Here is a 24,109-nt window from a genome sequence, read left to right on the forward strand (position 1 = left end):
CACTCAGTGTCGAGCGCCGCGCCTGTGAGACGAGCTCTTCAGGAAGCGGGACAGAAGCACGCCAGCCAGCATCGCCCCGCCGAAAAAGACGGCAGGTTGCGTTCGCGCCATTCTTCCGACGCCCTTGACCAGATCTTCGATCCTGCTTTCCCGGAGTTTCGTTGCGCCAGCTTCGAGCTGCGCTGCGGCCTCGTGGACGTAGGCGGCACCTAATGGAAACTCGTCTTCGAGTTCGCGAGCCACACCGTGCGCCACCTTGGCGACGCCGCCAATGCGATCCGCACCGGCATCTTTCTGTTGCTCTGCGTTTCGCAAGGCCTGGTCTTTGATATCCTGAATCTCGCTCATCGCCGTGGTCCTATCGCGTTGGCGAATACGACTCCTAACCCCACTGGAACGTAAATGTTCCCGCCATTCGGTGGGTGGCTGAGGCGGCGAAGCATTCCCCTGCATTGCGGACAAGCTCCCAAAATATTTTGGAACCATGTCCTCCGCCTCGGATTGGTTCGGTGAGGCCACACACCGGCCTCGGACAATAAAGGAGGAGCAAAATGCCCAACCGTGGCGGTACTCACGAGCAGCACGTGAAAGCTGGCCAGCAGAGCCACAAGAACGACGACAGGACGCGCCACGCCGGTGAACGGGAAAGCGACCGTCGAGACGGCCAGGGCGAGCGCGGCGGCTCACATGAGCAGCATGTGAAGGCCGGGCAACAGAGCCATAAAAACGACCGCTAGCGGTTCGCACCGCAACTTTTCCCACCCCGCATTGATCTGCGCGGGGTCCCCTGGCGAAATCATTAGGAGGCAATCATGCAAACCGACACCCGCTTCAATCTGGTCGACAGTGACGACGTCATCGGCACAACCGTGTACGATGCCGGCGACGAGAATGTAGGCAAGGTGGAACGGCTGGTCCTGACAAAGCGGGATGGCCGGGTGGCCTGCGCGGTCCTCAGCTTCGGCGGCCTTTGGGGGCTTGGCAGCGAATATTACCCCATCCCATGGTCCAGCTTGACCTATGACGAGGGTCTGGACGGCTTCCGGATCCGGCTCACCAAGGAGCAGATCCAGAACGGGCCGAAATACGACCCCAACCGAGGCTACGACTGGTCTGACGAAAACAGCCGGCGTATCCACGGTTACTACGGCGCCGAATATCCGTCTTGACCAAGAAAGGCCCGCGGGCGTCAATCGCCCGCCCGGGCCGCACCTCAACTCGCTTGAGCGTCATCTCCCCGGTCCCGCTCGCGTCGGTCTTCGATTTCCTCTGGTTCTTCTTCATCGAGAGTGGTCAGCTTTTCTCGGCCGGCAGTCCGCAGCAGCTCGTCGAGCTTGGCGTGGATGGCCTGCGTGTCGCGGTGCTCGGCGCGCTGAATGAATAGCGTCATCGCCCACGTCGCCAGTGTCGCCACGCCGTGCCAGCCCAGCGACGAACGATCGAGTGCCAGCCACGCAACAGTGTACAGGCCGAACACTATGAAGGCCCAGGGCCTGGCGAGCAGGGTGCCAACTTCTGTTATCGCGGTTCTTACAGCTTTGCCTGCCATGCGTGGCAAATCGGCCAAACGTTCAATTGTTCCCGCTTCGCCATCGCGGATGCCGATGGGCCAAGCCGTGGCTTCACGCGCGGAACAATGTCATCCGTGCAACGTTGGGGCGGTTTGGCAGAGGTGCTGCGATGAATGGAACCTCCCGGGAGAGTGGTCGCACTGCGACTGGTCGCCAGGGACGAGCGCAGCGCTACCGCTGGGCGGCAGGTGAAGCCACCCCCGGGCATTCTATTCTCACTGCAGCGTGCATGTTGCTCGTTGTCGCTGCAGGTTTCGCCGCGCCAACCAGCGCATCAGCCGAGGGCGCGATCAAGCCGCCGAGTGCCGCGGCTCCGCCCGACGACGGCCAGTGGCTTATGCCGGCAAAGAACTATGCCTCGACGCGATACAGCGAACTCACAGAGATCGACCGGAGCAATGTCAAGAACCTGCAGGTAGCGTTCACCTTCTCTACGGGAACCGTGAAGGGCCTCGAGGCTGCGCCGCTCGTCGTGGGCAGCCCGCCGAAACGATGCGGCGGGCCGGAAAAGCATGTCGACGATGCTAGCGCACAACCTCGATGATCCGACGCGTATCCGGGTCCACCAGGACGGTATGGTCATTGATGACCACATATTGGTAGCGGACATCCGGAACGTCGATCCGGTGCAGTTCCACTTCGTCGGGAACCGTCGATCCCACATTCAGTTCCAGTCCCAGCAGACTGATCGAGGCCAGGGGATTTTTGTGTACGTATTCCCTGATCACGGTTTGCTGCTGCGGTTGGATAACCACGTCTTGCGCCGCCGCCAGTCCTGCACCACCGATCAGAGCTGCCGCCGCTAAAGCGATCCTAAAAATGTGTCGCATGACGTCCTCCTTGTGAATTTCAGATCATCCCACCCGTACGCAAACTCAAAAGTCGGTGAAGGGTTCCGCCGTTGCTGCTTCGGCGAGGTTACGCTATCCGGTGCGGGGGATGCGCATGGCGCGCCCCAACTCTGCATTTGAAGGGGAGGTGCCTGATGTCGCGCAGAACTGTCATGATCGCCGGCGGAGCGGGCGGCATGGGCATTGCGGCCGCGCTGCGCTTTGCAGCCGATGGCGACCGCATCGTCGTCGCCGACCTTGAAGGGCCGCGCCTTGCCGACGCCAAGGAGCGGATTGAGGCCGCGGGCGGCGAGGCCCTGACAATAGCTTTTGACATCCGTTCCGTCGCCGCGTGCCGGGAAGCAGTTGAAACCGCCGTGGAGTGGGGCGGCGGCATCGACGTGCTGGTGAACGCGGCCGGCGTCTGGCTAGAGGGGCCTTCCACGCAGGTCAGCGAACCGGACTGGGACCGTGTGCTCGACATCAATCTCAAAGGCGCTTTTTTCCTGAGTTCCGCGGCGACCCCTCATCTCATCGCGTCACGCGGGGCGATAGTGAACATCGCATCCGATGCGGGCCTGGTCGGCAACAACGGCGCGGCGGTTTACTGCGCCTCCAAGGGCGGGCTGGTCCTGCTGTCGAAGGCGCTGTCTCTTGAACTCGCGCCGCACGGGGTCCGGGTCAATGCGGTCTGCCCGGCGGATGTCGCAACGCCGATGATCGAGTTTCAGGCAACGGCCTATGGCGACGGCGATCCGGAAGGCTATAAGCGCAGGCTGCTTTCCCATTACCCGCAGGGCGACAGCGCCCGTTTCATCAAGGCCGAGGAAGTCGCCTCGCTCATCCATTTCCTGTGCCAGCCGGGTGCTGCACCCATCACCGGCACCGCGCTTCCGATCGATTTCGGCGTGACCGCAGGCTACTGAACCGCGTTGCAGCGGCTGAAAACAAAGAGGGGACTTACCGTGTCATCGAAATCCACGACCGCGCTGGTGACGGGGGCAGGCGCGCCCGACGGGATCGGCATGGCCATTGCGCGTGCATTGGCAAGATCAGGGCTGTCAGTTGCCATCACCTCGTCTTCCGACCGCATTTTCGAGCGTGCCGCGGAGCTTGAGGCCGAAGGTATCGCGGTCAAGGCGGCGGCGGCCGATCTGACGGACGCAGTGCAGGTTGCGCGTCTTCATGCCGAAATCGGTGACGTCGACATACTGGTCAACAATGCCGGGATGGGAACCGCCGCGCAGCCGGCAGTGCAGAAGCGCTTCCTGGAACTGACGGAGAACGACTGGGATCGTGGGATCGACGTCAGCCTAAAGACGGCGTTTCTCGTCACCCAGGCGTTCCTGCCGCGGATGGTCGAGAAGGGACACGGCCGCGTGGTCAACATCGCATCTGTCACGGGCCCCTACGTCTCCAACGAGGGAGAATCGGCCTACTCCGCCGCGAAGGCCGGAATGGTGGGCTTGACCCATGCGCTTGCCCTGGAGGTCGCGCGACAGGGTGTCACCGTCAATGCCGTCGCGCCGGGCTGGATCGAAACCGGCGCCTCGACGCCGGAAGAACTGGAAGCCGCGCGCCGCACGCCGCCGGGCCGGGCGGGAACGCCGGACGAAGTTGCCGCGGCGGTGGTATTCCTGGCTTCCGACGCGGCGAGCTACGTCAACGGCTCGGTGCTGGTGGTGGACGGCGGAAATATCTTGCAGGAGCGGAAGGGGTAGCGCGGCCTCCGGCGGCTGGTCAGTCCAGCGCGCGATCGAGATGCGTATAGCCGCCGTCGACGAACAGCCACTGACCCGTGGTGTGGCTGGCGCGCTCGGAGAGCAGGAAGATCACAGTGTCGGCGATCTCCTCGGCCGTCGTCATGCGCTGGCCGAGCGGTATACGGCGGGTGATTTCCTCAAGCCGCGCGTTCGGATCGTCGAAGGTTCTCAGCCACTTCTCATAAAGCGGCGTCATCACCTCGGCCGGGATGACTGCGTTGACGCGAATGCCGTGGTCGCGCAGGGCCGCCGCCCATTCGCGCGTCAAGGACAGTTGCCCGCCCTTTGCGGCGGTGTAGCCGCTGGTATTGCCCTGACCGGTCAGTGCGGTCTTGGACGAGACGTTGACGATGGCGCCACGCGAAGCCTTCAGCCACGGCAGGCAGTGATGGGCGGTGGTGTAGTAGTGGATAAGGTTGCGCTCGAGAGACTGACGAAACGCCTCGGGCCCGGCATCCAGGCCGATGCCGTCATTGACGCCGGCGTTGTTGACCAGCCCGTCGATGCGGCCATAGGCGGCCGAGGTTGCCTTCACCGCTGCCTCGATCTCTGCATCGTTCATCAACTCGACCTGAATGAATTTTGCCCGTGGCGCCAACTCTCGCAGCCGCGTGTCGAAATCCTCGGCCATCGGGCTGCGGCCGAACACGACCGGGATTGCGCCCTCGGCAGCAAGGCCGAGTGTGACCGCGCCTCCGATGCCGGCGGCGCCGCCGGTGACGATGACGACCTTGTCCTTCAAGCCCAGATCCATAACCGTCCCCGTCAGTCCCGGAATTGATAGTTTTCCAACGTGTCGGGCTTCATCTCCACCGAGAAGCCGGGCGCAGTGGGAGGCATGTAGGCGGCGTTGCGCACGATGCACGGCTCCTTGAAGTGCTCGTGCAGGTGGTCGACATATTCGACCACGCGGCCCTCGCGCGTGCCGGCAATGCAGACATAGTCGATCATCGACAGGTGCTGGACGTATTCGCACAGGCCGACACCGCCGGCGTGCGGGCAGACAAGCAGGTCGTATTTCGCGGCCATCAGCAGCACGGCCAGGATCTCGTTGACGCCGCCGAGCCGGCAGGCGTCGATCTGCACCACGTCGATGGCGCCCCGCATGATGAACTGCTTGAACATGATGCGGTTCTGGCACATCTCGCCGGTCGCCACCTGCACAGGCGCCACACCGTCGCGGATCTTGCGGTGGCCCTCGACGTCGTCCGGGCTGGTCGGCTCCTCGATGAACCAGGGCCGGGCGAAAGCGAGGTCGCGCACCCACTCGATGGCCTGGTCGACTTCCCACACCTGGTTGGCGTCGATCATCAACTGGCGTTCGGGGCCCAGCACCTCGCGGGCGATGCGCAGGCGCCTGATGTCGTCGGCCTTGTCGCGGCCGACCTTGAGCTTGACGTGGTTGAAGCCCGCCTCGGCTGCCTCGCGGCAGAGGCGGCGCAGCTTTTCGTCCTCATAGCCCAGCCAGCCGGCGGAGGTCGTGTAGCAGGGATAACCCTCGCGCTCGAGAATGGCGATGCGCTCGGCTTTGCCGGCCGCCTTGTCGCGCAGCATGGCGAGCGCTTCGCCGGGCGTGATGCAGTCGGTGATGTAGCGGAAGTCGATGCAGCGCACGAGTTCCTCGGGCGACATGTCTGCAACCAGCCGCCAGACCGGCTTGCCTGCCATCTTGGCCCAGATGTCCCACACCGCGTTGACGATCGCGCCGGTGGCGAGGTGGATCGCGCCCTTGTCAGGCCCGATCCAGCGCAGCTGGCTGTCCGAAGTGACATGGCGCCAGAAGGCGCCCATGTCGGCCGTGACCTTGTCCATGTCGAGCCCCACGACGAGGTGGCGCATGGCCTCGATCGCCGCGCAGCAGATCTCGTTACCGCGGCCGATGGTGAAGGTCAGCCCATGGCCTTCGATGCCGGGCGTGTCGGTCTCGAGGATGACATAGGCCGCCGAATAGTCGGGGTCCGGGTTCATCGCGTCGGAGCCGTCGAGATGCTGCGAGGTGGGGAAGCGCAGGTCGAGCACCCGCATTTCGATGATGCTGGTCATGGTCGGGATTCCTGAAAAGTCACGCGGAGCGTTTGGCAGTCGCATTATGCAAGCCGGAGGCGGACGCCGCCTCCGGCTTGCAGGGACTGGATCAGTCGTAGAGAACCGCCGCGATCTCCGGCTGGTCCATGCTCGACTTGTCGTAATAGTAGAAGCCGGTGTCGATGTGCTTTTCGACGGCTTCCCCCTTGGCCGCCTTGACCGCAGCTTCGACGGTCCTGTAGCCGATGCCGACCGGGTTCTGGGTGATGGCGCCGGCCATTTCGCCGTCGCGGATGGCCTGCTTCTGCTGGGTGCCGGAATCGTAGCCGATGATCACCACCTTGCGGCCCAGTTCCTTGGCGCCGTTGACGACGCCGATGGCCGAGCCTTCATTGGCGCCGAACATGCCCTTCAGGTCCGGGTTGGCCTGCAGGATCGCCTTGGTGATCTCGGTCGACTTCAGATGGTCGCCCTCGCCATATTCGATGGCCACGATCTCGATCTTCGGATGAGCTTCCTTGATGCGGTTGACGAAGCCGTCGCGGCGGTCGATGCCGGTGCGGCTGGTCTGGTCATGCACCACCAGGGCCACCTTGCCTTCGCCCCCGATCAGCTCGGACATCTTGTCGGCGGCAAGGGCCGCCGCGGCGAGATTGTCGGTCGAGGCGGTGGCAACGGGGATGTCGCTGTCGACGCCGGAGTCGAAGGCGACGACGGGGATGTTTGCATCCTTCGCCTGCTGCAGCAGCGGGATGGCCGCCTGGCTGTCGAGCGCGGCGAAGCCGATTGCCGCCGGCTTCTTGGCGAGGGCTGCGGCCAGCATGTCGATCTGACGGTCGACCTGCGATTCCGAATCCGGGCCCTCGAACGTGACGGTCACGCCGAGATCGGCCGCGGCCTTGTCTGCGCCTGCCTTCACGGCCTGCCAGAACTGGTGCTGGAAGCCCTTGGAGATGAGCGGGATGTACATGTCCTCGGCCATTGCCATGGTCGAGCCGCTGCCCAGCAGGGCGATGGCGCTGAGGGCGCCGAGAACGGTGCGTCTGTTAAACATGGTTTCCTCCGTTGGTTCGTTTTGATCGAAACTTACCCGGAGCGCTTTCGCTCTCTTCTGGTTGTTGGCGCGGCCGGAAGGCTGCGCGAGGCACGCCTCCTCAAAGCCTGCTGCGCCGCAGAATGTCGGTGTAGACGGCGAGAATGATGATGCTGCCCGTGACCACCGTCTGCCACTCCTGGGCGACGGAAAGGATGCGCAGGCCGTTCGCCAGAACGCTGATGATCAGCGCGCCGATGAGGGTGCCGATGATCGTGCCGCGCCCACCTGAGAGCGACGTGCCGCCGATGACCACCGCGGCGATGGCGTCGAGCTCATAACCCTGGCCGAGAGCCGGCTGCGCCGAGTTGAGGCGCGAGGCGATCAGCAGCCCGGCGATGCCGCAGATGCTGCCCGCGAGCGCATAGACGGCGATCTTCCAGCGATCGGTGTTGACGCCGGAGAGGCGCACCGCTTCCTCGTTGGAACCGAGCGCGAAGGTGAAACGGCCGAGGATCGTGCGCTCAAGTATGAAGCTTGCGGCGATGGCCACCAGAAACAGGATCAACACGCCGTTGGGGATGGGCAGGGCAGGGACAAGCGAACCTATGAGCGAGCCTTGCGAGATCTGGGTGAAGCCGGGCGTGCCGTTGAAGTAGATCGGCCGCGTGCCGGAGATGACCAGCGACAGGCCCTTGAGAATCAGCATCATGCCGAGCGTGGCGATGAAGGGCGGGATTTTCAGCTTGGCCACGAATGTGCCGGACATGATGCCGCTCACCGCGCCGGCGATCACGGCGGCTATCACGCCGAGGCCCAGCGGCATGCCCCAGAAAGTCAGCACCACGCCGGCGCTCACGGCGCAAAAGGTCATCAGCGTGCCGACGGACAGGTCGATGCCGCCGGTGATGATGACCAGCGTGGCGGCGATGGCCAGCACGCCATTGACCGATGTTGCCTGCAGGATGGCGATGATGTTGCTGGTCTGCATGAAATTGGGCGAGGCGAGGCTGAAGACGACGATCAGCGCGATCAGGCTGGCGAAGGCGAGCAGCCGGTGCTGGGCGCCGGAAAACCTTGTGCCGGACGGGATATTCGCGGTGGACGTCGTCGCACTCATCTGGCCTCTCCCTTCGCCGGCTTCGCTTCCTTCATGCGCTGAGCTCAATGGCCTCGCCGCGCATGGTGGCGAGGTTCATGATCTCCTCCTGAGACGAGCCCGGCGGCAGAAAACCGGTGAGCCTGCCTTCGCACATCACTGCGATGCGGTGGCTCAGCCTCAGGATCTCGGGCAGCTCGGAGGAAATGACGATGATGGCGCGGCCCTGATCTGCCAGCGCGTTGAGCAGCTTATAGATCTCGTTCTTGGCGCCGACGTCTATGCCGCGCGTGGGTTCGTCGAAGATCAGCACATCGCAGTCGCGCAGCAGCCATTTGGCGATGACGATCTTCTGCTGGTTGCCGCCGGAGAGCAGGCGCGCCTCCTGCCGGTCTGACGGCGTCTTGATGGCCAACTGGTCGATGTAGCGCATGGCAGCGTCGTGCATGGCCGCTTCCTTGAGCAGCCCGCCCGGACCAGTGAAACGGCCCAGGCTTGCCATCACGACGTTGTTGCGCACGTCCATGCCGGTGGCGAGGCCGAAGTGCTTTCTGTCCTCGGAGAGGTAGCCTATGCCGGCGCGCACCGCGTCCTGAGGCTTGCGTATGTCGACCTTCTTCCCATGCACAAAGATCTCGCCACCGTCGCGCCGGTCGGCACCGAAGATTGCGCGCGCGACCTCGGTCCGGCCGGCGCCCATCAGGCCGGCAAAGCCGAGGATTTCGCCCTTGCGGACGGAGAACGAGACGTTGCGAATTTCCTTGCCACGGCTGAGGCCGCGAACTTCGAGGACCACGGTTGTGGCGGAGTGATCGGGGGGCCTCGGGCGCTCGTCGGACAAGGCGCGCCCGACCATCATGGAGATGATCCTCTCGACCGGGGTCTCGCGCGCGGGCAGGGTGCCGATATATTCGCCGTCGCGCATGACCGTCACGCGGTCGGCAACGCGCTTCAGTTCGTCCATCTTGTGCGAGATGTATACGATGCCGACGCCCTCGGCCTTCAGCCGGGCGATGATGGCGAAAAGCTCCTTGATCTCGGCGTCGTTCAGCGCCGCGGTCGGCTCGTCCATGATCAGCACCCGCGAGCGGTGCGACAGCGCCTTGGCGATCTCGACCATCTGTTGGCGCGCGATGGTGAGCCCGCCCACCGTGGTGCGCGGATCGAGCTTCAGATGCATGCTGGCGAAGATCTGCGCGGCCTGCGCATTCAGCTTTGCCTCATCGAGCAGTAGGCCCGCCGCCTTGCGCGGCTCGCGGCCGATGAAGATGTTTTGCGCCGCGGTCAGATGCGGCATCAGGTTGAGTTCCTGATGGATGATGCCGATGCCAAGGTCTTGCGCCTGGCGCGGCGAGCCGATTTCCACGGGCTTGCCGTCGAGCAGGATTTCGCCGCTGTCGCGCCGGTAGATGCCCGCAAGGATCTTCATCAGCGTGGACTTGCCGGCACCGTTCTCCCCCATCAGCGCGTGCACCTCGCCCGCGCGCAGCTCGATCTGCGCATTGTGCAGGGCGCGCACGCCGGGGAACGATTTCTGGATATCCTTCATGAGGACGAGGGCGCTCATGCGCGGCCCCCGTCAAGACCGTAGAAGCGTTCCGCGGCGTGGGCATGGATGCTGGCCCGCTCTGCCTCGCTGAGGCCGTCGAGCAGTTGCACGGTGACCTCGTTCCAGAAGTCGTAGCCGGCTGCGAGCGTCAGGACCGGCCAGTCCGACCCCCAGACGATGCGTTCGGGCCCGAACCAGGCAAGCAGCTTGTCGACCGTGGGCCGGAGAAAGGCAGCCGCTGCTTCGGGCGTTGCGCGACAGCCAGCGGGCATTTCGGTGAGCAGGCCCGAGAGCTTGCAGACGACGTGGCGCCGAGTTGCGAGTTGCGCCATGCCGTGTTCCCACATGACGTGGCGCGGGTCGCCGGCTGGGGCGGTGAAGGCTGGCTTGGCCGCATGGTCGATGATGACCGGAAGATCCGGATTTGCATTGACGAAACGGATGAGGGCCGAAAGGTGCTGCGGCATGACCAGCGCGTCGAAGCGCAGGCCGAGCCGCTTCAGGGCCGCCACCGTTTCTGGGTGCGGGCGCGTAGCGATCCATTGCGGATCGTCGAGATCCTGCAGCATGGGGCGCACGCCCTTGAATAGCGGGTCGCGGGCAAAGCGTTCGAGCGAGGCCACGCTGCGCGGATCGGAAAGATCGACCCAGCCCACGACGCCGGCAACGGCATCTTCCTTCCGCCCCTGTTCGAGCAGGTAGTGCGTCTCGGCCTCGGTGGGGGCGGCCTGAACCAGTATGCGGCGGCCGACGCCTGCCGCGCTGGCCAGGGGGCGCATCTCGGCCGCGCCGAAGTCGCGATGGATCGGCGCGAGATGGAGAGCGTCCGGCGTCAGCCAGCCGTAGTCGCCGCGTTCGAGCGCCCAGTAGTGGCAGTGGCCGTCGATCCTTGCGATCATGGCCCGCCCCTCTTGGCCTATATGGTGACGCCGCCGTCCACCAGGACGGCCTGGCCGGTGACGAAGCGGGATTCATCCGAAAGCAGGTAGACGACCAAGGGCGTTATATCGTCGACGGTCGCGAGACGGCCTATAGGCTGGCGGGCGATGAAGTCCTTTTCGGCCTGCACCGGGTCGGCTGCCGCAGCGATGCGGCCGCGCAGCGATGGGGTGTCCACCGTGCCGGGGCAAAGCGCGTTGCAGCGCACGCCGCGGCGCACATAGTCGGCGGCCATGGCCTTGGTGAAGCCGATGACGGCAGCCTTTGTGGCGCCGTAGACCAGGCGGTTCGGGAAACCTTTGATCGAAGAGGCCATGGAAGCCATGTTGAGGATGGCGACGGAGCCGTTCATTTCGGCGCGCTCGAGCATGCCGGGCAGGAAAGCCCGGGTGGTGCGGTACATGCTCTTGACGTTGAGGTCGAAGCTGAAATCCCAGTCGTCCTCGCCGCATTCCATGATCGTGCCGTGATGGACGAAGCCGGCGCAATTGAAGAGCCCGTCGAGAGAAGCAGCCGGTCCGCGCGCGAACTCCGCCACGGCAGCGCTGTCGCGCACGTCGAGGTGATGGGTCTCGATGAGGCTGTTCTGCTCTGAAAGCGAGCCAAGCCCCTCGGCATTGATGTCGGTGGCGATGACGTGCGCCCCTTCGGCAGCACAGGCAAGCGCGCTGGCACGGCCAATGCCCTGGGCAGCTGCGGAAATGAAGATGCGTTTGCCCCTCAGTCGCATAACCGTTGCCTCCTCCCAGCAAACTGCTTGCGATCCTGTCTATATACAAACATACTATTCATAAATAAATCGCCCCTGCAATGGGCAATCGCAAGGCCCGGTTGACCGGGAGGGTTTGGAGCAATGCCGAAGCGGCCGGCCAAAACGTCAGACGAGACGGCCAAGGACGAACGCTACCGCGCGCCGGCGCTCGACAAGGGGCTGGACATTCTTGAGCTACTTTCCGAGCAGCCAAGCGGGCTCACGCGCGCCGAGATCGTGAAGGCCATGGGGCGGGGGCCGAGTGAGGTCTACCGCATGCTCGAAAGGCTAGTGGCGCGCGACTATGTCAGCCGCTCGCCCGAGGGCGACCGCTATGCGCTGACCATGAAGCTGTTCGTGCTGGCGCACCGCCACCCGCCGGTGCGGCGGCTGGTGGCGCGCGCCCTGCCGCTGATGGATGGCTTTGCTCGCGATGCCGGCCAGTCATGCCATCTGGTGGTGGCCGACCGCGACGCGGCAATCGTGGTGGCTCACGCCAGCTGTCCCGGCAACTGGGAGTTCGGCATCCGCATTGGCGCCCATATCGACCTGCTGACGACCGGGTCCGGCCAGACGCTGCTGGCCTTCCAGGACGAGCATTCAGAGGCGGAAATCGTAGCGCGCTGGCAGGGAACCAGAATGGCCGAAGCCTTCGCCGGACTGGTGCCTGCGCTGGTAGGCTATCGAAGTGCCGGCCACCGGATCGGCGAAAGCCAGCAGATTCGCGGTGTCGACGATATTTCCGTGCCGATCTTGTCGCCGGAGGGCTACGCGATCGCAGTGCTGACCTGCCCCTATATCCAGCGGCTGGACAACGCCCAGGCCGACATCACCCAGACATTGGCCTTGTTGAAGGATGTAGCGACGAAGCTGTCGCTATCCTAGGGGGCGTCCCTCCCGCCTCGAATGGCGCAGGAAGGGCGCTGGATTTGGGGTCGCTCAGAACTCGCTCCACCCATCGTCGACGGCAACGGCCTTCGCCTTTTCGGCGCGGACCACCTTGAGCGCGGGAGCGGCGCGCCGCTGGTGAGACACGACCGGCATGGCCGCATCGGCCATCCGCCCTGCGATCTGGAAATGGGACACGCTGGTTGCAAGGTTCTCGGCTTCCAGAGCAAGCGCATGGGAGGCCGTGGTGGATTCCTCGACCATGGCGGCGTTCTGTTGCGTGACCTGGTCAAGCTGGTTAACCGCAGCGTTGATCCCCGTCAGCCCGATCGACTGCTCCTTGGCCGAATTCGCCATTTCGGCAACCAGCACGCTGATTTCCGAAACCTTGCCGATCAGCACTTCCAGGGCTTCGCCGGTCTGGCCGACCAGGTTCACGCCCGCTGACACGCGCTCGCCCGACGATGCGATGAGCGTCTTGATCTCGCGTGCGGCATCCGCCGAACGCTGCGCCAGGCTGCGCACCTCGGAAGCGACGACCGCAAAGCCCCTGCCAGCATCGCCGGCGCGAGCGGCCTCCACACCGGCGTTCAGCGCAAGCAGGTTGGTCTGGAAGGCGATGTCATCGATCAAGGAGACGATCTGGCTGATCTGCTTGGCCGAACTGTCGATTTCCGCCATGGCAACGACCATGTCCCGCATGGCCTGGCTGCTGGATTGTGCGCTGGTCTTCGCCTCCTGCGCAACGCCGTCCGCCTTCAGCGCGCCGCTGGCAGTCTGGGAGGTGGCTTGCGAGATCTCTTCAAGTGCCGCCGCCGTTTCCTCCAGGCTTGCCGCCTGATGCTCCGTTCGCCGCGCCAGATCATCGGCCGCCTGGACGATCTTGGTGGAGCCGTCCCGGATCACGTCCGCGTTTCCGTGAATACGGCCGACGGCTTCCTCGAGATGTTCCATGGCGCGATTGAAATCGCTCTGGATCGAAGCGTAGTTCGGGGCGTCCAACGTGCCGAGCCGGTAGTCCAGACGCCCCTTCGCGAGCTGGTCGATCGCTTCCGCAAGGGCGGCAAGCGCGGTGCGTTGCTCCATCTCCGCCTGTTCGCGAGCCACCTCGGCAGCAAGGCGCCGCTTTTCGGATTCTTCAAGATAGGTGGAAATCACCAGTTCCATGTCGAAGAGCGATGCCTTGAGCAGCGCGCTCAGCGCATCACTTGCCCGCTCGCACCCCGGGGCACGCAGGCCAAGGGCCTTGGGCCAGAGTTGCTCGAGAACCACGGATACGAGCTGGTCGATGATGACGGTGTAGCCGCCCACATACCAGCGGGGCTCGAGCCCGATGTCGGCGTGGATGCGCCCGATGCGCTTTGCAGACTGGACATAGGCGTCGCCGAAATCCGCGGCGGCGATGGCGCTCCAGTGCTTCACCTGCCGTCCCGCGGCGGCCTGCATTTTCTGGCTTCCGTCCTGACTGGCGGCACCAAAGAACTGCCGCGCCTCCTCGAACTTGGAGATGTGGCTGTAGAAGTTGTCCATCGCAGACGGAAGCGCTGCCTCGAGGGCGGGCCTCACGTCATTCAGAGCCTCGCGCGCCTCGGCGTCGAAACGGACGAATGCGAGGCGTCTGGCGATTGAGGCGTCAGTGGCAACGGAGGTGTCGGACATGGCAGTTCCTTGTTCTCAGGCTGCTGATCTTCAAAAATCAGCGTTTCCGGGAGTGGGGGCGCTGCCCGGTTTTCGATTGCCCAAGCGAATATGTGCCAATCGTTCAAATTCGGTTTATTGGCCGCCAGGATGTTGAAAGCGATGGGAAAATGATCGGCGGGCGGAAACCAAAGCATTGATGTAAGTGCGGGTGTTTACTTGTTGTAAATCTACCGAACGCGTTCCGGTCTCCGCTTCCAGAAGATGCATATCTCTATGGCGAACAAATAAATCAGCGCTGGATTGCGGTTCCGACCTGACCGGAAATCCACTCGAACAGGAGGTTAGCCAACGAATTGGCCCGGTTTTTGAGTGGCACGACGAAGTAATAATTGTTTTCCGTCGGCAAGGGGCGATCAAACGCAACCTGCAGTCTTCCATCCTTTAGCTCCTGCTCTATCAGGTAGCGTGGAAGGAGGGCGAGCCCGAGGCCGGCAATCGTTGCCTCGATCAACATTGTGAACTGGTCGAACCGGTGGCCCACAAAGGCCGAGCCTGTCTCCACACCCGCGGTCTGGAACCAGCTTGCCCAGGCCTTCGGGCGGGTGGCGAGATGCAACAGCGGCCCCGCTGCCAGTGCCTCCGGTCCTTCTCGGCTTATGCTGGCGTCCAAAAAGGCCGGGCTTGCCACCGGCACGATCACCTCGCGGCAGATGTAGCGGCAAGTCGCGTTCGCCCATACGGGCTGGCCGTAGTGGATCGCGGCATCGAAGGCGTTGTCTTCCAGGTCGAACGGTTCGGAACGCGAAACAACGTTCAGGGTGACGTCCGGATTGCGGCTCAGGAAGTCCGGCAGTCTCGGCACCAGCCAGCGACTGCCGAAGGTTGGCAGGGTGGCCAGGTTGAGCGCGGAGGACTTGGGCGCGGTCATCGCGCGCAACATCGCTTCCTCGGTCTGGCCGAGCAATTTGCGCACGTCGGGCAGAAAACTCTGCCCCGTGCTGGAAAGAACGACCCTTTGCCTGATGCGCTCGAAAAGTGTGACGCCGAGTTGGGTTTCCAGTTCCTTGATCTGCCGGCTGACGGCGCTTTGCGTCAGGCTCAGTTCCTTGGCGGCCAGCGTGAAGCTGCCATGGCGCGCAGCGCTTTCAAAGGCCTGCAGCTTGCCCAAATCGGGGATCAGTGATCTTGCAAACATCATTCCATTCTCGCATCAACCAACGCGCCAATAGCATGAATGGAGCAGGCGTTAAGCCATTATAGTGTGCGCTGCGCATCAACCTGCGCGAACTGCGGGGCCGGGCCTTTTGCGCCGGCGATCCCGGCGATATACCGCAAAGAGGTGCGAGGGTCGGCAAGAACGGGCCTGCGCGCTGAGAGCGCGAGGCCATCAAAAGCGGTAAGAAACTGGGCGACGGTTTTGGCACTGCGGCAGCGATGACAAAATGCCCGCGAATGACGATATGCTGGCAGGGAAAGCCGGCATGATCTGAAACGGCGGACCGGGCGCGAGCCCAGATGGGACAGATAAGGGATTTCGACATGGATATCAGGAAGGAAACGGCCGAGCTTCTGGCGAAACTCGGCGTGGCGCAGGAAGTTCTCTCGGGTGGCGACCTTGAGGTTCGCACGCCGGTGACGGGCGAGAAGATCGCGGCGCTGAAGCAGATGTCGCCTGCCGATACGGCCAAGGCCATCGAAGCCGCGCATGAGGCGTTCAAGGCCTGGCGGCTGGTGCCGGCGCCGCGGCGTGGCGAACTGGTGCGGCTGCTGGGCGAGGAACTGCGCGCGGCCAAGGAAGATTTGGGCCGGCTGGTTTCCATCGAGGTCGGCAAGATCCGCTCGGAGGGACTGGGCGAAGTGCAGGAGATGATCGACATCTGCGACTTCGCAGTCGGTCTTTCGCGCCAGCTTTACGGCCTGACCATCGCAACCGAGCGTCCCGGCCATCGCATGATGGAAACCTGGCATCCGCTGGGCGTGGTCGGCGTCATCTCGGCCTTCAACTTCCCGGTCGCCGTCTGGTCGTGGAACGCGGCGCTGGCCCTGGTCTGCGGCGATGCGGTGGTCTGGAAACCTTCCGAGAAGACGCCGCTGACGGCGCTTGCCAGCGCGGCGATCTTCCAGCGTGCGCTGAAGCGCTTCGGCGATGCGCCGGAGGGCCTGCTGCAGGTGCTGATCGGCGACCGTGCAATCGGCGAGGTGCTGGTCGATCATCCGAAGGTGCCGCTGGTTTCCGCCACCGGCTCCACCCGCATGGGCCGAGAGGTCGGGCCGCGCCTGGCCAAGCGCTTTGCGCGTGCGGTGCTCGAACTGGGCGGCAATAATGCCGGCATCGTGTGCCCGAGCGCCGACCTCGACATGGCGCTGCGCGCCATCGCCTTCGGCGCCATGGGCACCGCCGGCCAGCGCTGCACCACGCTGCGCCGCCTGTTCGTGCATGAGAGCGTCTACGACCAGATCGTGCCGCGCCTGAAGAAGGCCTATGAGAGCGTTTCGGTCGGCAATCCGCTCGAAACCAGTGCGCTGGTCGGTCCGCTGATCGACAAGGCGGCGTTCGACGCCATGCAGAAGGCACTCGAGGAAGCAGTCGGCCACGGCGGCAAGGTGACCGGCGGCGCGCGCGTCGAAAACGGGCACGCGGACGCCTATTACGTGCGCCCGGCGCTTGTCGAAATGCCCAGGCAGGTTTCGCCCGTAACGGAGGAAACCTTCGCGCCCATCCTCTATGTGATGAAATATTCCGACTTCGACGAAGTGCTCGAGTTGCACAATGCGGTGGGCGCGGGGCTGTCGTCGTCGATCTTCACGCGCGACCTGCAGGAATCGGAGCGCTTCCTGGGAGCGGACGGCTCCGACTGCGGCATCGCCAACGTCAATATCGGCACTTCGGGGGCCGAGATCGGCGGCGCGTTCGGCGGCGAGAAGGAAACCGGCGGGGGCCGCGAGAGCGGGTCGGATGCCTGGAAGGCCTATATGCGCCGCGCCACCAACACCGTGAACTACTCGAAGGCGCTGCCGCTGGCGCAGGGCGTTTCCTTCGACATCGATTGAGCGAAGGATCGCTCCGAACAGAGGGCTGCCGGCACAAGGCCGGCAGCCGATCCTGGCGGTGGCCGAAAGGCCGCCAGCTGGCCGCACCTCGCCGGCCTTGCTAAAGCTTTGCCAAACTTGGAATCGATTTGCCGGAAGCAAGCCGTGGCGCTGCCTCCTGGAGGCCGCAGGCTTTCTTTCGGTCGATCTTGTTGAAGAAGCGAGGTGCCCCGAATTGAAGCCCGTGATCTATGGCATCAAGAACTGCGACACGATGAAGAAGGCGCGCGTCTGGCTGGAAAGCCATGGTGTCGACCATGAGTTTCACGACTACAAGACCGAAGGCCTCGACCGCGAGCGCCTGGCGCGCTGGTGCGATGAACTGGGCTGGGAAGTTCTGCTGAACCGTGCCGGAACCACTTTCCGCAAGCTGCCGGAGGCAGACAGGCAGGATCTCGACGCCGAGAAGGCAATGGCGCTGATGCTGGCCCAGCCCTCAATGGTCAAGCGGCCGGTGCTCGACCTTGGCGGCCGGCTGCTCGTGGGCTTCAAGCCGGAGCTTTACGCGCAGGCGCTGGCCAGTTGAGGCGACGGGTTCCGTCGATCAATGAAAAGGGCGGCTCGCGCCGCCCTTAGTTATTGGTTGGACAGGCCGGGCTCAGGCCCATTCGCCCTTGCGCATCACCGGTTCGGCATTGCCGTCCTTGTCGAGGCCGTCGATGTCGATCTCGCCGGAGCCGATCATCCAGTCGATGTGGATCAGGCTGGAGTTGCCGCCGCGCGCCGCGACTTCCGCCGGCGTCAGATTGCTGTCGGTGAAGCAGGTGGAATAGCACTGGCCGAGCGCGATGTGGCTGGCGGCGTTCTCGTCGAACAGCGTGTTGTAGAACAGGAGCCCGCTCTGCGCGATCGGCGAGGAGTGCGGCACCAGCGCCACTTCGCCCAGGCGCCGTGCGCCTTCGTCGGTGTCGAGAACCTTGTTCAGCACATCAGCGCCACGTGCGGCACTCGCCTCGACGATGCGGCCGCCTTCGAAGCGCACCGAGATCTGGTCGATCAGCGTGCCCTGATAGGAAAGCGGCTTGGTGCTCGTCACATGGCCCTCGACGCGATGGGCGTGCGGCGTGGTGAAGACTTCCTCGGTCGGGATGTTGGGGTTGCAAGTGATGCCGTTCTTGGCCGTCTCCGCGCCGCCGTTCCATTTATGGCCGTCCGCCAGGCCCACCGTCAGGTCGGTGCCGGGGCCGCGGAAGCGCAGGGCGTGGAAGGCCTTGTCGTTGAGCCAGGAGGTGCGGCGGGCAAGTGCTGCGTTGTGCTCCTGCCAGGCGGCGACGGGGTCTTCCCTGTCCACGCGCGAGGCGGCGAAGATCGCCTCCGCCAGCTTGGCCACGGCTACATCCTCAGCCTCGCCCGGAAACACCAGCTTGGCCCAGGCAGGCGTGGGGAAAGCAACAATGTTCCAGTTGATGTCGAAACCGGTGATCTTCTCCAGCGCTGGGCGGTAGGCGGTGGAGGTCGCCTTGTTGGAGCGCGACACCTTCGCCGGGTCTTCTTCCGCCAGCAGCATCGGGTTGTCGCCGCGCACGGCCAGCCGTGCCGCATTGCCGGCAAAGGCCTTGGCCATGCCCTCGTAGAGCCAGCCCTCGGCACGGTCGAAGCTGGCGTCCTGCGCGTGGCGGTAGCGGGCCAGCGTCAGCTCGTCGTCGGAAAAGATCGGGGTCACGATGCCAGCGCCTGCCTTGTAGGCGTGCTCGGCGATGCGGCGCACCAGCGACAGCGCCGAAATCGGCGCGGTCAGCACAAGATCCTGGCCCGGCTGCAGGTCCAGGCCGACCTTCACCGCCACCTCGGCCAGACGGTCGAGCTTGACGGGATCGATTGCAGCGATTGCGCTCGTGTGGGAAGTCATGGCGAAACTGCTCCTTTGATCATCTGGCCGCGACTCATACTCCTGAACGGGCCGGATTGACACTATCGTCGGGTAAGTCCCTGGCGCTTGCCAGCCGCATATTTGCCACCGAGCTCTTCACTTCTGCGCTCAGCCAATTGCGGAAGCAATCGACCTTGCGGCTGCCGCGCTGACCATCGGCGGTAACAAGGTAGTGCCCGAGCCCGGTTGGCGCCGAAATGCCGAAGGGGGCCACGAGCCGGCCGTCGGCCAGTGCGTCGGCGGCAAGGAACTGCCAGGCCAGCATGACGCCATGGCCGGCAATCACCGATTCCAGGCACAGCAGCGGATCTGAGTAGCTGGCGCCCTGCTTGGGCAGGGCGGGCGCGACACCCGCGGCGTCGAACCAGCTCTCCCAAGAGATCATGGTGTTTTCGTCGGAAATCATCCACGCCTTTGCCAGGTCGTCGATGGATTTCAGCCTTCGGGCAGTGTGCGGCGAGCAGACGGGAAAGATCTCCATCGGCAGCAGCAGTTCCGCGCGGGCGCCCGGCCATTTTCCGGTGCCGAGCCGGATGGCGACATCCACATCGGAATGCGCGAGGTCGACAAGCTGCGTCGAGGCGTCGATGCGGATCAGGACTTCGGGATGAAGCGCGAAGAAGCGGCTGAGGCGCGGCACCAGCCAGCGCGAGGCAAAGGTAGGTGCGACCGAGACGATCAGCGTATTGGAGCTGCGATCGTCGGCCAGCGCCACCGCCTGGGCGAGTTCGCGAAACCCCGCCGTGAGGCGCGCGGTGAACAGGGCGCCGAACTCGGTTGGCACCAGGCCGCTGGACCGACGTTCGAACAGCGCGCGGCCGACCTGCCGTTCGGTGCGGTTGATCTGCTGGCTGACAGCGCTGGGCGAAACGCCGAGCTCTTCCGCCGCCTTGAGAAGCGAGCCGCACCGCGCCACGGCTTCCACCGCGCGCAGCCCGTTGAGATGGACGCTGTTGAGGTTTGCCATACAGATTTTCTAAATGCGCTTCGTCGAAATGTCGATTGTCAAAGCAGGGAAACGCATAAAAATAGGGGCCGACTGCAGATCGATGGAGAAGTACAGATGAAGTTTCTCTCATTCGTTCAGCTGCATTCGGGTGCGAATGCACGCGTGCCGCCGCCACACGAGATCGTCGCGTGGACGCGCGATCCGCTGGCACATCCGGCGCTGGGCGGAATGTCGCAGCGCGAACTCGGCGATCTGCCTTTCGATCGCGGCTGTCAGGCGTGCCTTGATGAGCGCAATGCCGTGCGGGAGACCTGCTGCTAGGCCAGCGTCAGAGGAGGAGCCGGAAGGCGTGGCCCAGCAAGGCGGCCATGGCCACTATCGTCGCAAGCCCGCTCAGGCCGAAGCCGATCTCGCGCTGCCAGCGCGCACCCTTCTCCTCGATGAAGTGCCAGGCATGCAGCAGGCGGCCGATGGTGAAGCCGGCGCCCAGCAGATGCAGGGCGAGCGGGGCCGTCCCCAGAAGCGCGGCGATGAGAAGCAGCAGCATCGTCATCGGCATGTTTTCGATGGCATTGGCGTGGCCGCGCATCACGCGCTCCAGATGGGCCACGCCGCCATGGCCGATCCAGACCTTGTAGCGCCGCCGCAGCTGGCTCGTTGCCAGCACCAGCCAGAACAGGATGGCCACGTTGAGCACGGCATAGAGGCCCACGACTGCGACTGCGGTCTGATTCATCGATCTGGCTCCGACTATCTGCTAGGATGTGTAGGCATGCCGGCCGGAAAGGTAAACGCGCTTGTCGCCGCACCTGCCCTAACGTCAAAAATGCCACATTTATCCTTTTCGACGGCGGCGATGATCGGCAGAAGGGCATTTTCTTTCTGGAAGAACTGTGACTTCATGCCGCTCAAACGCAACCGCGCCATGTGCGCCACAAGGAAATCCCCCGCGTGTTCGTATCCTTCTTTCCGAAGCCGAAGCTGTTCTTCATTTCGGCAGTCGTCTGGGCAGCATTCGCCATGCTGCTGTGGTATTTTGGCGGAGAAAACATGGGCGGCATTTTCGGCCTGCCTCCTGCGGCGCCGGATGCGCCGCCAATCATCGGTGTCTCCGCGTTCTGGTCGGCTCCGTTCCTGTGGTTCTATGTCTACTTCGCCGTCACGGTGGCGCTGTTCTATGGTTTCTGGAGCTGGTTCTCGCCACATCCCTGGCAGCGCTGGTCGATCCTCGGCACGGCGCTGATCCTGTTCATCACCTACTTCCAGGTGCAGGTCAGCGTCGCGATCAACAATTGGTACGGGCCGTTCTGGGACCTGATCCAGAATATCATCTCCGGTAAGGTGGAGGCCCAGGCCAGTGAGGTCTACTGGGAGGTCGCGACCTTCATGGGGATTGCGGGCGTGGCTGTCATCGTCAGCGCGCTCACGGTGTTCCTCGTCAGTCACTACGTCTTCCGCTGGCGGACGGCGATGAACAATTTCTATGTCGCGAACTGGCAGAAGCTGCGCCACATCGAAGGCGCCGCGCAGCGTGTTCAGGAAGATTCGATGCGGTTTTCGACGATCATGGAGAGCCTCGGCGGCAATCTGATCGACTCGGTCATGACCCTCATCGCCTTCACGCCGCTCCTGATCCGTCTCTCGACGCACATCACTGAGCTGCCGATCGTCGGGGCCGTGCCGCATCCGCTGGTTCTGGCGGCCATCGCCTGGGCGATCTTCGGAACGGTTCTGCTCGCCGCAGTCGGCGTCAAGCTTCCGGGGCTTCAATTCCGCAACCAGCGCGTCGAAGCCGCCTACCGCAAGGAACTGGTCTATGGCGAAGACCACATAGAACGCGCGCAGCCGATCGCCCTGGCCGAGCTGTTCGACAACGTGCGGAGAAACTATTTCCGCATGTACTTCCACTACGTGTATTTCAACGTCTTCCGCTACCTGTACCTGCAGGTCAACAACGTGTTCTCGCTTATCCTGATAGTGCCGTCGCTTGTTGCCCGCACGATCACGCTGGGCCTGTTGAACCAGATCAGCAATGCGTTTTCGCAGGTGACGTCGTCGTTCCAGTACCTGGTCAACTCCTGGCCGACGATCATCGAGCTGCTTTCCATCTACAAGCGTCTGAGAGCCTTCGAGGCGGCGCTGGAAGGCGAGCCGCTGCCGGGCATCGACCAGCGCTATGTGGAAGGCCGCGTTGCCGCCACGGACCACTATTGAGAAAGCACCTGTGTCGGCGGCTCAGCCGCCGACACTTCCCGTGCCTGTTCCGTCCGTCTTGCGATGGTCGGCCAGGTAGTCGGCATAGCTCACGCATTTGACGTCGGCCTTCACGCAGACCTCGCCGGCAAAGCGCTCCAGCGCCCGCCAATAGGCGCCGCCATTCATCAGCGTGAAGTGGAAACCCATTTCGAGCGGCACGCGATCGCCTTTGTATTCACGGTCGAAGGCGGTGCGGAACGCCTCGTAGGCGCGGTTTTCGAATGAGCCGTCCGCATCCTTGCGCTCGATGCCGCCGGAATGGCGCACGAACAGATTGTAGTCCATCGCGATGACGGGACGTCCCTTCGGCCCTTCCGGTATCTGCGGCAATGCGAAGCGCGTAATGCCGTCCACAGTTTCGGGTTCTGCCGGCCCGCGCGAAACGCCGCTGGCATCATAGGCGAACTTGGCTTCGGCAAGCGCCGAGTAGAGCGCCTTGCTGTGCGAAAGATAGGGCACGCGAAAACCCGATATGCCGGTTTCGGCAAACTGCCGCCAGCCCTCGGGCTCTCCCTCGATGCCGTTGATCTTGTAAGCGTCGCGCAGGATCCGCGTGAAGGAGCCGAACTCGCGCAGCCAATCGGCCTTGCTCCAGTCCTTGCCGTCGAAATGGCCGCAAGCATGGCTGGCTATCTCGTGGCCTTCGGCGCGCGCAAGCTGGATTTGCTCGAGCCGCTGCCGCACCTCGTCCCTGGACTGCGCGAAGCCCACATTGGAACTGCCGGGCGATTTGCCGGGCGCCTGGTACTGGCTGCGGGTTTCGCGACTGAGCACGAATACGCAGGACAGGAAATAGGTGAAGCGTGCGCCGGTGCGCGCGGCGAGAGTGCGGCTGCGCTGCCACTGCGCCAATTCATGTGCGCCGTCGAAGGAAATGATCACATATTGCGCGCGCTGCGGCGCGGCTTCGCTGGCATAGGCGGGCAATACGGAAGAAAGGGACGCGCAGGTAAGCGCAAAAACACGGGCAGCTACGGACATGAACACAATCTGGAACTGAAATCAGGGCCGCCCCGGCTATGCGCCAAATGTGGCGCGGTTGGGGGCGAACGTGGTATCAAAATGGATAACGGGGCCAGCGTCCGGAGCGCCGATCCGGGATTTTCCGCCTCGCCCCCTTCCATGCCGGCGAAATATCGCTACAACGCTGGCTCGAAACGCCCGCTGGGCAAACATGGTTTGATAGAATGTCGGACGACAGTTTCATCCGCGAAGTCAACGAGGAAATGCGCCAGGACCGGGCGCGGGCGCTGTGGAAACGCTTCGGCCCCGTGCTGATCGTGGCAGCGATTCTGGTTGTTTTGGGGACCGCCGCCTTCGTTGTCTACGAATACTGGACCGAGCGCCAGGCCAGCCGGTCCGGCGACGAGTTCCTCCAGGCGCTGACGCTGGCGAATTCGGGCCAGAACGACGAGGCGCTGGCGGCGCTGAAGGCGATGGAAGCCGACAGCTACGGGGCTTATCCGGTGCTGGCCCACATGCGCGCCGCGACCGTTCTGGTCGACAAGGGCGACTTCGACAGCGCGGTGAAGGAATTCGATGCGGTGGCTGCAGATACTGCCATCCCCGCCGTGCTGCGCGACATTGCGCGTCTGCGCGCGGCCTATGTGCTGGTCGACCACGGCTCCTATGCTGACGTTGCCAAGCGCGCCGAGGACCTGACCGCCGACACCAACCCGCTGCGCAGCTCCGCTCGCGAAGTGCTCGGTCTGGCCGCCTGGAAGGAAGGCAAGGCGGACGACGCCTTGAAGCTGTTCGAGCAGATCGCCTCCGACGACGGCGCTCCTCGCAATGCGCGCGAGCGCGCCACCATCATGTCCGAACTGATCCGCGGTTCGGGCACTGCTTCTTGATG

The 24,109-nt window shown here is 63.9% G+C and carries 25 protein-coding genes and 2 pseudogenes; 11 read left to right on the forward strand and 16 right to left on the reverse strand.

All coding sequences use genetic code 11. The annotated features are described in order from the left end of the window. Positions 1-3: 3 nt before the first annotated feature. The gene (locus ABLE86_RS06510) at positions 4-348 is read right to left on the reverse strand and encodes a hypothetical protein (RefSeq protein WP_348778117.1); all 345 of its coding nucleotides are present in this window, start codon (positions 346-348) and stop codon (positions 4-6) included. Positions 349-551: 203 nt separating this feature from the next. Here ABLE86_RS06510 and ABLE86_RS06515 point away from each other — a divergent pair, with 203 nt between their 5' ends. Together ABLE86_RS06515 and ABLE86_RS06520 are read left to right on the forward strand one after the other, a co-directional pair. Next, entirely contained in the window at positions 552-737 is a 186-nt protein-coding gene (locus ABLE86_RS06515) for a hypothetical protein (protein ID WP_348778118.1), read from the forward strand. 75 nt (positions 738-812) lie between these two features. Beyond that, a complete protein-coding gene (locus ABLE86_RS06520) occupies positions 813-1,169 on the forward strand; it encodes a PRC-barrel domain-containing protein (RefSeq protein ID WP_348778119.1) in 357 nt (118 codons plus the stop codon). A gap of 44 nt (positions 1,170-1,213) precedes the next feature. On the opposite strand, the gene ABLE86_RS06525 is transcribed toward ABLE86_RS06520, so the two are convergent. Then, complete coding sequence (locus tag ABLE86_RS06525) at positions 1,214-1,549, reverse strand: low affinity iron permease family protein (protein ID WP_348778120.1); 336 nt, start codon at positions 1,547-1,549, stop codon at positions 1,214-1,216. A gap of 251 nt (positions 1,550-1,800) precedes the next feature. On the opposite strand from ABLE86_RS06525, the pseudogene ABLE86_RS06530 reads away from it, so the two are divergent. Beyond that, positions 1,801-2,049, forward strand: a pseudogene (locus tag ABLE86_RS06530) (PQQ-dependent dehydrogenase, methanol/ethanol family); the annotation flags it as partial. Between the two features lie 46 nt (positions 2,050-2,095). Here ABLE86_RS06530 and ABLE86_RS06535 read toward each other — a convergent pair. Then, the gene (locus ABLE86_RS06535) at positions 2,096-2,401 is read right to left on the reverse strand and encodes a DUF1236 domain-containing protein (protein ID WP_348778121.1); all 306 of its coding nucleotides are present in this window, start codon (positions 2,399-2,401) and stop codon (positions 2,096-2,098) included. 155 nt (positions 2,402-2,556) lie between these two features. On the opposite strand from ABLE86_RS06535, the gene ABLE86_RS06540 reads away from it, so the two are divergent. Next, positions 2,557-3,327, forward strand: a complete 771-nt coding sequence (locus tag ABLE86_RS06540; protein ID WP_348778122.1) for an SDR family NAD(P)-dependent oxidoreductase — start codon at positions 2,557-2,559, stop codon at positions 3,325-3,327. Between the two features lie 39 nt (positions 3,328-3,366). Then, positions 3,367-4,122, forward strand: coding sequence for an SDR family NAD(P)-dependent oxidoreductase (locus ABLE86_RS06545; protein ID WP_348778123.1), 756 nt, complete (start codon positions 3,367-3,369; stop codon positions 4,120-4,122). A gap of 19 nt (positions 4,123-4,141) precedes the next feature. Here ABLE86_RS06545 and ABLE86_RS06550 read toward each other — a convergent pair whose 3' ends face one another. From ABLE86_RS06550 to ABLE86_RS06580, 7 genes and pseudogenes are all read right to left on the reverse strand, one after another. Then, entirely contained in the window at positions 4,142-4,918 is a 777-nt protein-coding gene (locus ABLE86_RS06550; RefSeq protein ID WP_348778124.1) for an SDR family oxidoreductase, read from the reverse strand. Positions 4,919-4,929: 11 nt separating this feature from the next. Next, positions 4,930-6,207 (reverse strand): L-fuconate dehydratase, encoded by a 1,278-nt coding sequence (locus ABLE86_RS06555; protein WP_348778125.1) that lies wholly within the window; start codon positions 6,205-6,207, stop codon positions 4,930-4,932. 91 nt (positions 6,208-6,298) lie between these two features. Next, entirely contained in the window at positions 6,299-7,243 is a 945-nt protein-coding gene (locus ABLE86_RS06560; protein WP_348778126.1) for an ABC transporter substrate-binding protein, read from the reverse strand. A 100-nt stretch (positions 7,244-7,343) separates the two neighbouring features. Then, positions 7,344-8,342: an ABC transporter permease gene (locus tag ABLE86_RS06565; protein ID WP_348778127.1), complete on the reverse strand. Its 999-nt coding sequence runs from the start codon at positions 8,340-8,342 to the stop codon at positions 7,344-7,346. After that, positions 8,339-9,888: pseudogene (locus ABLE86_RS06570) on the reverse strand (sugar ABC transporter ATP-binding protein). Before ABLE86_RS06570 ends, ABLE86_RS06565 begins: the two are co-directional and overlap by 4 nt. Beyond that, complete coding sequence (locus ABLE86_RS06575; protein WP_348778128.1) at positions 9,885-10,769, reverse strand: amidohydrolase family protein; 885 nt, start codon at positions 10,767-10,769, stop codon at positions 9,885-9,887. Before ABLE86_RS06575 ends, ABLE86_RS06570 begins: the two are co-directional and overlap by 4 nt. A gap of 17 nt (positions 10,770-10,786) precedes the next feature. Further along, positions 10,787-11,539 carry an SDR family oxidoreductase gene (locus tag ABLE86_RS06580; protein WP_348778129.1) on the reverse strand — a complete coding sequence of 251 codons (753 nt, stop codon included), beginning with the start codon at positions 11,537-11,539 and terminating at the stop codon, positions 10,787-10,789. Positions 11,540-11,662: 123 nt separating this feature from the next. Between ABLE86_RS06580 and ABLE86_RS06585 the strand changes: the two genes are divergently transcribed. After that, a complete protein-coding gene (locus tag ABLE86_RS06585; RefSeq protein ID WP_348778130.1) occupies positions 11,663-12,445 on the forward strand; it encodes an IclR family transcriptional regulator in 783 nt (260 codons plus the stop codon). A gap of 54 nt (positions 12,446-12,499) precedes the next feature. Here ABLE86_RS06585 and ABLE86_RS06590 read toward each other — a convergent pair whose 3' ends face one another. Together ABLE86_RS06590 and ABLE86_RS06595 are read right to left on the reverse strand one after the other, a co-directional pair. Continuing rightward, positions 12,500-14,107, reverse strand: coding sequence for a methyl-accepting chemotaxis protein (locus ABLE86_RS06590; protein ID WP_348778131.1), 1,608 nt, complete (start codon positions 14,105-14,107; stop codon positions 12,500-12,502). Positions 14,108-14,378: 271 nt separating this feature from the next. Next, positions 14,379-15,287, reverse strand: a complete 909-nt coding sequence (locus tag ABLE86_RS06595) for a LysR family transcriptional regulator (protein WP_348778132.1) — start codon at positions 15,285-15,287, stop codon at positions 14,379-14,381. Between the two features lie 341 nt (positions 15,288-15,628). Here ABLE86_RS06595 and ABLE86_RS06600 point away from each other — a divergent pair, with 341 nt between their 5' ends. Both ABLE86_RS06600 and ABLE86_RS06605 read left to right on the forward strand, forming a co-directional pair. Then, entirely contained in the window at positions 15,629-17,140 is a 1,512-nt protein-coding gene (locus ABLE86_RS06600) for an aldehyde dehydrogenase family protein (RefSeq protein ID WP_348778133.1), read from the forward strand. Between the two features lie 214 nt (positions 17,141-17,354). Next, positions 17,355-17,705 carry an ArsC family reductase gene (locus ABLE86_RS06605; RefSeq protein ID WP_348778134.1) on the forward strand — a complete coding sequence of 117 codons (351 nt, stop codon included), beginning with the start codon at positions 17,355-17,357 and terminating at the stop codon, positions 17,703-17,705. Positions 17,706-17,777: 72 nt separating this feature from the next. Here the strand turns inward: ABLE86_RS06605 and ABLE86_RS06610 are convergent, their stop codons facing one another. Both ABLE86_RS06610 and ABLE86_RS06615 read right to left on the reverse strand, forming a co-directional pair. Next, complete coding sequence (locus tag ABLE86_RS06610) at positions 17,778-19,028, reverse strand: aminopeptidase (protein ID WP_348778135.1); 1,251 nt, start codon at positions 19,026-19,028, stop codon at positions 17,778-17,780. Between the two features lie 34 nt (positions 19,029-19,062). Beyond that, on the reverse strand, positions 19,063-20,016 hold the full coding sequence (locus ABLE86_RS06615; RefSeq protein ID WP_348778136.1) for a LysR substrate-binding domain-containing protein: 954 nt from the start codon (positions 20,014-20,016) through the stop codon (positions 19,063-19,065). A gap of 96 nt (positions 20,017-20,112) precedes the next feature. On the opposite strand from ABLE86_RS06615, the gene ABLE86_RS06620 reads away from it, so the two are divergent. Then, the gene (locus tag ABLE86_RS06620; protein WP_348778137.1) at positions 20,113-20,319 is read left to right on the forward strand and encodes a hypothetical protein; all 207 of its coding nucleotides are present in this window, start codon (positions 20,113-20,115) and stop codon (positions 20,317-20,319) included. 7 nt (positions 20,320-20,326) lie between these two features. Here the strand turns inward: ABLE86_RS06620 and ABLE86_RS06625 are convergent, their stop codons facing one another. Then, complete coding sequence (locus tag ABLE86_RS06625) at positions 20,327-20,734, reverse strand: MAPEG family protein (protein WP_348778138.1); 408 nt, start codon at positions 20,732-20,734, stop codon at positions 20,327-20,329. Positions 20,735-20,949: 215 nt separating this feature from the next. Here ABLE86_RS06625 and sbmA point away from each other — a divergent pair, with 215 nt between their 5' ends. Further along, positions 20,950-22,212 (forward strand): peptide antibiotic transporter SbmA, encoded by a 1,263-nt coding sequence (gene sbmA, locus ABLE86_RS06630; RefSeq protein WP_348778139.1) that lies wholly within the window; start codon positions 20,950-20,952, stop codon positions 22,210-22,212. 21 nt (positions 22,213-22,233) lie between these two features. On the opposite strand, the gene ABLE86_RS06635 is transcribed toward sbmA, so the two are convergent. Further along, a complete protein-coding gene (locus tag ABLE86_RS06635) occupies positions 22,234-23,235 on the reverse strand; it encodes a polysaccharide deacetylase (RefSeq protein WP_348778140.1) in 1,002 nt (333 codons plus the stop codon). A gap of 206 nt (positions 23,236-23,441) precedes the next feature. Here ABLE86_RS06635 and ABLE86_RS06640 point away from each other — a divergent pair, with 206 nt between their 5' ends. Further along, positions 23,442-24,107: a tetratricopeptide repeat protein gene (locus ABLE86_RS06640; protein WP_348778141.1), complete on the forward strand. Its 666-nt coding sequence runs from the start codon at positions 23,442-23,444 to the stop codon at positions 24,105-24,107. Positions 24,108-24,109: the final 2 nt, after the last annotated feature.

It is taken from the genome of Mesorhizobium sp. KR2-14 (assembly GCF_040049255.1).
Lineage (GTDB): Bacteria > Pseudomonadota > Alphaproteobacteria > Rhizobiales > Rhizobiaceae > Pseudaminobacter.

Coding starts and splice junctions, on each gene's coding strand:
- ABLE86_RS06590 (WP_348778131.1), bottom strand. CDS start 14,107: ATGTCCGACACCTCCGTTGCCACTGACGCCTCAATCGCCAGACGCCTC.
- ABLE86_RS06580 (WP_348778129.1), bottom strand. CDS start 11,539: ATGCGACTGAGGGGCAAACGCATCTTCATTTCCGCAGCTGCCCAGGGC.
- ABLE86_RS06610 (WP_348778135.1), bottom strand. CDS start 19,028: ATGACTTCCCACACGAGCGCAATCGCTGCAATCGATCCCGTCAAGCTC.
- ABLE86_RS06640 (WP_348778141.1), top strand. CDS start 23,442: ATGTCGGACGACAGTTTCATCCGCGAAGTCAACGAGGAAATGCGCCAG.
- ABLE86_RS06600 (WP_348778133.1), top strand. CDS start 15,629: ATGGATATCAGGAAGGAAACGGCCGAGCTTCTGGCGAAACTCGGCGTG.
- ABLE86_RS06585 (WP_348778130.1), top strand. CDS start 11,663: ATGCCGAAGCGGCCGGCCAAAACGTCAGACGAGACGGCCAAGGACGAA.
- ABLE86_RS06540 (WP_348778122.1), top strand. CDS start 2,557: ATGTCGCGCAGAACTGTCATGATCGCCGGCGGAGCGGGCGGCATGGGC.
- ABLE86_RS06525 (WP_348778120.1), bottom strand. CDS start 1,549: ATGGCAGGCAAAGCTGTAAGAACCGCGATAACAGAAGTTGGCACCCTG.
- ABLE86_RS06520 (WP_348778119.1), top strand. CDS start 813: ATGCAAACCGACACCCGCTTCAATCTGGTCGACAGTGACGACGTCATC.
- ABLE86_RS06510 (WP_348778117.1), bottom strand. CDS start 348: ATGAGCGAGATTCAGGATATCAAAGACCAGGCCTTGCGAAACGCAGAG.
- ABLE86_RS06535 (WP_348778121.1), bottom strand. CDS start 2,401: ATGCGACACATTTTTAGGATCGCTTTAGCGGCGGCAGCTCTGATCGGT.
- ABLE86_RS06625 (WP_348778138.1), bottom strand. CDS start 20,734: ATGAATCAGACCGCAGTCGCAGTCGTGGGCCTCTATGCCGTGCTCAAC.
- ABLE86_RS06550 (WP_348778124.1), bottom strand. CDS start 4,918: ATGGATCTGGGCTTGAAGGACAAGGTCGTCATCGTCACCGGCGGCGCC.
- ABLE86_RS06595 (WP_348778132.1), bottom strand. CDS start 15,287: ATGATGTTTGCAAGATCACTGATCCCCGATTTGGGCAAGCTGCAGGCC.
- ABLE86_RS06575 (WP_348778128.1), bottom strand. CDS start 10,769: ATGATCGCAAGGATCGACGGCCACTGCCACTACTGGGCGCTCGAACGC.
- ABLE86_RS06555 (WP_348778125.1), bottom strand. CDS start 6,207: ATGACCAGCATCATCGAAATGCGGGTGCTCGACCTGCGCTTCCCCACC.
- ABLE86_RS06515 (WP_348778118.1), top strand. CDS start 552: ATGCCCAACCGTGGCGGTACTCACGAGCAGCACGTGAAAGCTGGCCAG.
- ABLE86_RS06565 (WP_348778127.1), bottom strand. CDS start 8,342: ATGAGTGCGACGACGTCCACCGCGAATATCCCGTCCGGCACAAGGTTT.
- ABLE86_RS06620 (WP_348778137.1), top strand. CDS start 20,113: ATGAAGTTTCTCTCATTCGTTCAGCTGCATTCGGGTGCGAATGCACGC.
- ABLE86_RS06635 (WP_348778140.1), bottom strand. CDS start 23,235: ATGTCCGTAGCTGCCCGTGTTTTTGCGCTTACCTGCGCGTCCCTTTCT.
- ABLE86_RS06615 (WP_348778136.1), bottom strand. CDS start 20,016: ATGGCAAACCTCAACAGCGTCCATCTCAACGGGCTGCGCGCGGTGGAA.
- ABLE86_RS06560 (WP_348778126.1), bottom strand. CDS start 7,243: ATGTTTAACAGACGCACCGTTCTCGGCGCCCTCAGCGCCATCGCCCTG.